Genomic DNA, 7,966 nt, shown 5'->3' with positions numbered 1-7,966 from the left:
AGCGGCCGTTGCGACCGCGCGCTCGACCGTGCGTGCGATCTCGCGGAGGCCTGGGGCGCGACGCTCCAGGTGGTCACCGCCATCGAACCCGGACGGCCGCAGCCGGGCTGGCGCGCCAGCATCGCCGCGGCGAAGGCCGAGGCCCGGGCCGAGGTCGCCGAGACCGTCGGCTGGCGATCGATCGCCTGGGACGTCACGGCCGTGGAAGGCGCCGCCGAGGCCGTCGTCATCGACGTCGCCCAGTCGCTCGATCCGGACCTGATCGTCGTCGGCATGGCCCGCAACGAGCTCCTCGGCCGCTCGAACCCCGGGCGCACGGTCGAGGCCTTGATCCGGCGGGCGCGGACGCCGGTCCTGGTGGTGAAGCGCCGGGCGAGCCGGCCCTACCGCCGCGTCCTTGTGCCCACCGACTTCTCGGCGGCCGCCGAGACTGCGGTCGTCTGGGCGGCTTCGCGCTTCCCGCAGGCGGAATTCAGCCTGTTGCACGGCTACCGGGCCCCGTTCGCGGGCTTCCTCGACGAGGAGGCCCTGAACCGCGACCTGAGGACCCTCGCCCTGAAGGACCAGCGCGCCTTCGTGGCGCGCGTGCGGGCGCGCGCCCCGGGCCAGCCGAAACTCACCGCGAAGGTCGCGGCCGGCGATCCCGACGACCTAGTGGTGGGCCGCACCGCCGGGGACGGCGCCGACCTCATGGTGGTGGGCGCGCATGACCGGCGTGGCGTGTTCGGACGCCTCGAACCCGACGTCGCCGGGCGCCTGCTGATGGCCGCGAGCTGCGATACGCTGGTCGTGCCGGAAGCCGTTGGGGAAGACCTGGTCGCCGGGCGGTCCACGGCTTCGGCCTGAGCGCTCAGCGGGCGGCCCCGGTCTCGATCTTCACCCGCGCGCCGTCGCGAACCTTGTCGGAGGGGAAGACCACCACCTGTTCGCCGGCCTTGAGGCCCTTGCGGACCTCGGCCTCCCTGTCGGTCATGGCGCCGATCTCCACGGGCGTCAGCCGCGCCCGGCCGTCCGCAATCCGGAACACCGCCCAGCCGCCGTCGGCGCGGACCAGGGCGCCCAGCGGGGTCTTCACCGCCTTGGCCTCCCGGCGCAGGAACACCCGGCCCCAGACCCGATAGCCGGGCCCGAGTTTCGTCCACTTCGCCGGCTCGCCCGTGAACTGGAGCAGCACCAGCACCCGCTGTTCCTCCACGCCCAGGGCCGAGATCTTGGTGAAGCCCTGCGGCTCGACCCGCCGCACCAGGGCCGGGATCGTCCCCGGGCCGCCCCAGTCGTAGATCTCGGCCGTCATGCCCTCCCGCACCCGCACGGCGTCCTGGGTAAGGAATTCGATGGCGGCCTCCAGGCCGGTCTGGTCGCCTACTTCAAGGAGCGGCGCACCCTGGGCCACCGTCCGCTCGCTCTCCTGCATCACGCGGGTGACGTAGCCGGAGGCGGGCGAGGTCACGGTGACGGTCTCTCGTCCCTGGGCCTGCGGACCCATCAGGGCGGCCCGCGCGACCGCCAGTTCCGAACGCGCCACCGCAAGCTGGGCCGTCGCCGCCTGCACGGCGGCCGCCGTGGCCCGGGCGTCGGCCTCGGCGCTGTCGAGGGCCTGGCGCGAGGCGTAACCGCTCGCCGCCAGGGTGCGGGTCCGCTGCAGGTCGGCCTCGGCGCGGCGGGCTTCGGCCGCCAGCTGGTCGCGCTGGGCGACGGCGGCCCCCACCGCCGCCCGCGCCGAGGCCACCGCCGCCTCGGCCTGGGCCCGCGCCCGGGGATCGAGTGGATCGGCCGTGGCCGGGCGGATGCGCGCCACCACCGTCTCGCCCGCGCTCACCCGGTCACCCACCTTCAGCGGCACGCGCTCCAGCCGGCCCGATGCGGGCGCGGCCACCACATAGGCCTCGCGCACCCGGGCGTAGCCCTGGTCGGCGACGCTCTCGGCGATGGGGCCCGTGCTCACCGGGGCGCTGTCCACCGGCACGGGCCGCGGGGCGAACATCAGGCCCAGGGTCATGGCGAACGCCGCGACCGCCGCCCCGCCCAGGCCCCACCTGGCCCATCTGATCCTCGCCACCGGCTACTCCCTCGTCTTCAGGACCGAAACCAGATCGAACCCCCAGATCCGGCGGGCCACCAGCACCCCGGCCAGGGCCACGGCGGCGAAATAGGCGGCGAGCGCCGCTCCGTAGCTGCCCGCCGTGATCACCGGCGGCAGGCGGACCTCCTCCCGCGAATAGGCGACGGCGAGCCCCTGGGCCAGGGCGTTGCCGCCCAGGATCCCCAGCGGAACCGCGGCCAGGGCAAGGACCACGAGCTCGCCCGTCAGGATGTAGGCGCACTCGCCCTGGCCGAAGCCGAGGACCCGGAGGGTGGCCAGGTCCCTCGACCGTTCCGACAGCGCGATGCGGCTTGTGTTGTAGGCGACCCCGAAGGCGATGGCCGCGGCGAAGCCCACATAGAAGACCATGGTCGTCTCGAAGGCCTGGATCATCACCTGCCGGAAGGCCGCCACGGTATCGTCCCGCGACGACGAGCCCACGATCTGCGGCGTGCGTTCGATGGCCGCGTAGAAGGCCGGGCGGCGATCGGCCGCCACCAGCATGTGCGCCCCGCTGGCCAGGTCGCCCTCGCCCATGATCCGGTTCAGCTCCCGGCGGTCGATGTAGGCGGTGAAGCCGCTGTAGTCGCGGGCCAGCGCGGTGACCGGCAGGCTGGCGGACCCGCCGCGCCCCTGGACGATCTCGACGCGCACGGTGTCGCCGGCCGCGAGGTCGAGCCGCTTGGCCAGCGCCTCGCTGATCACCACGCCGCGGCCCTTTAACGGGATGGGGCGGCCCTGGGCGTCCAGGGGCCGGTCGAAGGCCGCGCCGGGGGTGAGGCCCACCACCCGGGTCAGCTCCTGGCGGCCGTTGGCCTTCAGCCGCGCGCCGGCCGTGCGAACCGGCTCGACGGCGAGGACGCCGGGCAGCCGGCCGAGCTCAGCCGCCGAGGCCACGCTGCGGGCCTCGGCAAAGCCCACCGACTCGCTCCAGCGCTGGATGCGGTAGTAGGCTTGGTCGATCAGCCGGTCGAAACTGTCGAACATGAACTGCACGCCCACCAGCAGGGAGAGGCTGGCCGCCAGGCCGGCCACCGCCAGGCCCGCGCGCACCGGGAAGCGTTCGAGGTTGCGGACGATCATCCGCGTCGCCTGGTCGATGGAGGGGCCGGGCGCCAGCCGGTCCAGCAGGCCCCGCCGGTAGAGCGCCGGCCGCAGCGGCTGCATGGCGATCGCCGGCGACAGCGCCGCGGCCCGCCGCACGGCCGAGATCGAGCCCGCCAGCGTCGCCCCCACGGCCACGGCCGCGGCGGCCAGGAACGCCGCCCAATGGAACTCCACCGTCAGGTTCGGGAACCGGAAGTAGTCTCGGTACAGGTCGACGATGGCCGCGCCCAGAAGCGCGCCGGCCAGCCCGCCGCCCAGGGCGCCGACCAGGCCGATGGCCGCGGCGGTCTTCAGGTACGGCTGGGCCGCCTCGAGGTCGCGGTAGCCGAAGGCCTTCAGAAGGCCGATCTGCTCGCGCTCGGCGTCCACCAGCCGCGACACCACCAGGTGCACCAGCGCCGCGGCGATGATCAGGAACACCGGCGGCAGGATGGAGGCCGAGGTCGACAGCTCCTTGAGTTCGGCGTCGAGGAAGGCGTGCGAGGGCTGGTCCTCCCGTCCCTGGGCCGCCAGGCCGCCGTAGGGCGCCAGGATGCGGTCCACGTCCTGCAGCACCGCCGGCAGCGAGGCGCCGGGCGCAAGCCTCAGGGCCACGGCGTTGAATGCGCCGGTCATGCCCGCCGCCCGCTCCACCGTCGCCCGCGGCGCCCAGAACACGCCCTGGTGGGCGTCGTCGGGCATGAAGGATTCCGAGGCCGGCACATAGACGTACTCAGGCGACAGGGCCCCGCCGACGATGGTGAAGGTGAACGACCGCCCCTCCAGAACCGTGGTCAGCCGGTCGCCCAGCCGGACGTTCGCCGCGTCCAGGAAGGTGTTCAGCGCCACCACCTCGTCGCGGCTCGAGGGGGCGGGCATCCGCCCGCGCACCAGCCGGATCTGGTTCAGCGCCCGGTCGTCATCCTGCGGCAGGGAGATGACCCGCGCCACCGCCGGCCGCGACAGGCCCGGCACGTCCATCAGGCCGGACTCCACGATGCGGGCGTCCACCGCCGTCACCCCGTCGATCCGCGTGAGCGCCTGGACCCGGGACAGGGGCGCGCGCCTCGCCTGGGCGAAGACGTCGGCGAAGCGGGTGTCGGCGTAGAAGGCGGCCTGGGCCTGGGCAAGCGCCCGCTGGGCCGAGAACGCCATCACCGCCACCGACACCCCGCACACGATCAGCAGGGCGATGGCCAGCACCTGCCATTTCAGCCGCCAGAGGTCCCTGAGTAGCTTCCGGTCGAGTGGGGCGGGCCTCACCAGCTCATCTCCCGGGGCGCGACCTTGCGCGCGTTGACCTCGATCTCGGTGATCTGGCCGTCGCGGAAGCGGATGATCCGGTCGGCCATGGCGGCGATGTCGGTGTTGTGGGAGACGATCATGGTGGTCGCTCCCACGTCGCGGGTCACCTCGGCGATGGCCTCCAGCACCTGCACGCCGCTCTCGCTGTCCAGCGAGCCGGTGGGTTCGTCGCAGAACAGCAGCGCGGGCCGCTTGGCGATGGCGCGGGCCACCGCCACCCGCTGCTGCTGGCCGCCCGAGAGTTGGGCGGGGAAGTGATCCATGCGGTCGGCCAGGCCGACGCGGGCCAGCGCCTCCTCGGGCGTCATGGGATTCCGGGCGATCTCGGTGATGAGGGCCACGTTCTCCCGGGCGGTCAGGCTGGGAACCAGGTTGAAGAACTGGAAGATGAAGCCCACCGAGGCGCGCCGGTAGCGGGTGAGTTGGTCCGCGCCGGCGGTCGTCAGCTCGAAATCATGGAACCGGGCCGAGCCCGAGCTCGCGCGGTCGAGGCCGCCCAGGATGTTGAGCAGGGTGGACTTGCCCGAGCCCGAGGGGCCCAGCAGCACGAGCGTTTCCCCAGGCATGATCGACAGGTCCACGCCGCGCAGGGCGTGAACGTCTCCGGCCTCGGTGCGGTACACCTTGGTCAGTCCCCGCATCTCGATGGCGGGGCCGGTGTGGGCGGGCGCGGCGGCGGCCATGCTCATCCCCTTCGCGGGGAGGGAACCGGCTCAGCCGAAGTCCACGGCGCCCAGCAGCATCGAGGTCCGCCCGTCGCCCCACATGGGCAGCACCAGACGCGAATAGCCGTCCTCTTCCGAACGGAAGAAGGTCGGGCCGACGGCTTCCACGGCGGCGCTGCACTGGGCCCGCAGGAACTGGAGCGGGCGCGAGAGCGTCATCTCGTCCAGGAATTCGCCCGACACGTCCTTGGCGAGCGCCTCGCCCACCACGCCCAGCCGGAACCGCTCGGGTCGCTGGAACGCGTCCACCAGGAACAGGCGCGGCTCAAGGTCGGGCAGGTCGGTGAGCTTGGCGTCGTCCCAGAACGGCATCTGGGCCGAACCGCGCAGCAGCCCTCGCCAGTAGGCCAGGACCCGTTCCAGGTCCGGGGGAAGACGGTCGGGAAGGGCGAACGGGTGGGTCATGGGGTTCTCGCCTGTCAGCGCCAAACGGAGGCGGGGAAAGTGAAACGCACTATCGCGACACGACGTCAGTCACCGCCTTGACGCCCGTCAAGGGCGCCGTCCGCCCGCGCCCACCCAGGGTTGACGTGGCTCAAGGCGCGCACGCCCGCTTCGGGGCAGCGTGCGCAAACTGGGAGACCGTGCATGCCCGTCATCGCGACCCTGACCATGAATCCCGCGCTCGACATGTCCACCTCGGCGGAGCGGGTGGAGCCGGTGCGCAAGCTGCGCTGCAGCCCGGCGCGGCGCGACCCGGGCGGCGGAGGGGTCAACGTGGCGCGGATGGCCCACCGCCTGGGCGCCCGGACCATCGCCATCTTCCCGTCGGGCGGGCTCACGGGCCAGATGCTCGAGCGCCTGGTGGAGGCCGAGGGCGTCGAGGCGACAGCCGTGGCCATCGGGAGTGAGACCCGCGAGGACGTCACCGTCCTCGACGAGACCTCCGGCGAACAGTACCGCTTCGTGCTGCCGGGACCGCACCTCCACGGCGTCGAATGGATGGCCTGCCTGCGGACGCTGGCGGAACTCCCGACCCGGCCCGACATCTTCTGCGCCAGCGGCAGCCTGCCGCCGGGCGTCCCAGACGACTTCTACGCCCGCGTGGCCGAGATCGTGGAAAGCTGGGGCGTCCGCTTCGCCCTCGACACCTCCGGGGCGCCCCTCAAGGCGGCGCTGGCCGAACGCGTGTTCCTGGTGAAGCCCAACCTGCGCGAAATGCGCGAGCTGACCGGCGCGCCCCTCTCGGACGAGCCCTCCCGCGTCGCCGCCTGCCGGGCGCTCATCGCCCGCGGCCGGCTGGGCGCGGTGGCGCTGAGCCTGGGCCACGAAGGCGCCCTGCTGGTCACCGCCCACGACGCCTGGCGCGCGCAGGCTCTGCCGATCCGGCCCGTGAGCAGCGTGGGCGCGGGCGACAGCTTCCTCGGCGCCATGCTCTGGGGCCTGGCCTCGAAGCTGACCCTGAAGGAGTCCTTCAACCTCGGGATGGCGGGCGGCTCGGCGGCGCTGCTCGCCCCCGGCACGGAACTGGCCCGATCCGCCGACGTGCGACGGCTCCTCGCCCAGGTGATCGTCGAGCCGGTTCCCGAACCCCGCGCCGCCGCCGTCGGCCGCTGACGCCGCCCGGGCGAGCCCAGGCAGGCCTTGTCGCGGACGCTTGATTCCAAGTAGCCCCTGGAAATGGCGGCCCGAACCCCGGGCGAAGGGCCTCGAACTTGACCGTCAGCGTCCTCATCCCGGCCTACCGGCCCCACTTCCTCGCCCAGGCGATCGCCAGCGTGCTCGCCCAGGCAGAAGCCGACTACGAGCTGCTGATCAGCGACGACAGCGGTGGCGAGGACGTCCTTCCCATCGTCGAGCGCTTCCGCGACCCTAGGATCAGCTATTCCCGCACCGCCGGCCGTGAGGGCGCGACGGCCAACGTGCGGCGTCTGTGGGGCCTCGCCCAGCGTCCGCGCGTGAAATACCTGTTCGACGACGACGTCCTCCTTCCCAACGCCCTGCGGGATCTGACCGATCTCCTGATGCAGCACCAGGGCGCGGGCGTGGCCTTCGGCCACCGCGATATAGTCGATGACGCGGGGCGGCTGCGGGGACAGCCCCGTCTGCTCGCGCCCGACAAGTCCATCGCGTTCGACGCCGTTCAAATGGCCAGGGCGATCGTACCTACCTGTCACAACCGGGTGGGCGAACTTTCCAACGTCCTCATCGACCGGGACGCGGACGTCACGCTGGATGACCTCTACCGGTATGGGCCCTTTGAAATCGACGGCTTGGGCGACGTAGCACTCTATCTCAACGCCGCCCGCAAGAGGGCCGTGGTCGGCGTCGGCCGGACGGTGGGTCAATTCCGCCGGCACGCCGACCAGAACACCTCGGCCCGTCGCAGCTACGCCTTCGCCATGGGGGTCTGCGAATGGGAGCTGTTTGTGCGCGGGGAGTTCGCCGCCGGGCGTTTGACGGTCGAGGAGGGCCTTAGCGCGACGGCCAAGCTCGATCGGTATTACGACGTGGCGACCGAGTTCCTGTCCGGTGCGGCGACGCTTAAGGCGGCCTTGCCTGCTCTTGAGGCCCGCATCCGGGCCGGCGACCGCGACCTTCTCGACACCGCGTTCCAGGCGTTCTGGGCCGGATTGGTGGCCGATCTCCGGGCGGAACTCCGGCCAGCGGAGGGCGGTCCGCCGAACGAGAGACGCGGGCGCTAGGTGTGAGGTGCCAATAGGTTGTCCATCCGGTCCGGACCGGGAAGGCTGGTGTTGCGAAGACTCAGCTGATCTCAGGGGACCGGATGAACCTGCATAGGAATGCCCGCACGACGCCGGCCAGT

General features: G+C 72.5%; 7 protein-coding genes. 3 read left to right on the top strand and 4 right to left on the bottom strand.

The window, feature by feature from the left end; translation table 11 throughout:
* The coding region (locus ACK4TT_RS17980; RefSeq protein ID WP_410213606.1) for a universal stress protein at positions 1 to 846 on the top strand (846 nt) is incomplete at its 5' end.
* A 4-nt stretch (positions 847 to 850) separates the two neighbouring features.
* Here ACK4TT_RS17980 and ACK4TT_RS17975 read toward each other — a convergent pair.
* The 4 genes from ACK4TT_RS17975 to ACK4TT_RS17960 are packed head-to-tail and all read right to left on the bottom strand — an operon-like array spanning position 851 to position 5,604.
* The gene (locus ACK4TT_RS17975) at positions 851 to 2,059 is read right to left on the bottom strand and encodes an efflux RND transporter periplasmic adaptor subunit (protein WP_409638005.1); all 1,209 of its coding nucleotides are present in this window, start codon (positions 2,057 to 2,059) and stop codon (positions 851 to 853) included.
* A 3-nt stretch (positions 2,060 to 2,062) separates the two neighbouring features.
* Positions 2,063 to 4,432, bottom strand: coding sequence for an FtsX-like permease family protein (locus tag ACK4TT_RS17970; RefSeq protein WP_410213605.1), 2,370 nt, complete (start codon positions 4,430 to 4,432; stop codon positions 2,063 to 2,065).
* Positions 4,429 to 5,157, bottom strand: a complete 729-nt coding sequence (locus ACK4TT_RS17965; RefSeq protein ID WP_410213604.1) for an ABC transporter ATP-binding protein — start codon at positions 5,155 to 5,157, stop codon at positions 4,429 to 4,431. The genes ACK4TT_RS17970 and ACK4TT_RS17965 overlap by 4 nt, the downstream gene beginning before the upstream one ends.
* A gap of 30 nt (positions 5,158 to 5,187) precedes the next feature.
* Positions 5,188 to 5,604, bottom strand: a complete 417-nt coding sequence (locus tag ACK4TT_RS17960) for a hypothetical protein (RefSeq protein ID WP_410213603.1) — start codon at positions 5,602 to 5,604, stop codon at positions 5,188 to 5,190.
* Positions 5,605 to 5,787: 183 nt separating this feature from the next.
* Here ACK4TT_RS17960 and ACK4TT_RS17955 point away from each other — a divergent pair, with 183 nt between their 5' ends.
* Positions 5,788 to 6,756 (top strand): 1-phosphofructokinase family hexose kinase, encoded by a 969-nt coding sequence (locus tag ACK4TT_RS17955; protein ID WP_410213602.1) that lies wholly within the window; start codon positions 5,788 to 5,790, stop codon positions 6,754 to 6,756.
* A gap of 98 nt (positions 6,757 to 6,854) precedes the next feature.
* Positions 6,855 to 7,844, top strand: a complete 990-nt coding sequence (locus ACK4TT_RS17950; protein ID WP_409637990.1) for a glycosyltransferase family 2 protein — start codon at positions 6,855 to 6,857, stop codon at positions 7,842 to 7,844.
* Positions 7,845 to 7,966 lie beyond the last annotated feature (122 nt).

It is taken from the genome of Phenylobacterium sp., from assembly GCF_046463815.1.
Classification (GTDB): Bacteria; Pseudomonadota; Alphaproteobacteria; order Caulobacterales; family Caulobacteraceae; genus Phenylobacterium.
The sequence above is the reverse complement of the archived record's forward strand: the minus strand, read 5'-3'. Positions and strand labels throughout refer to the sequence as shown.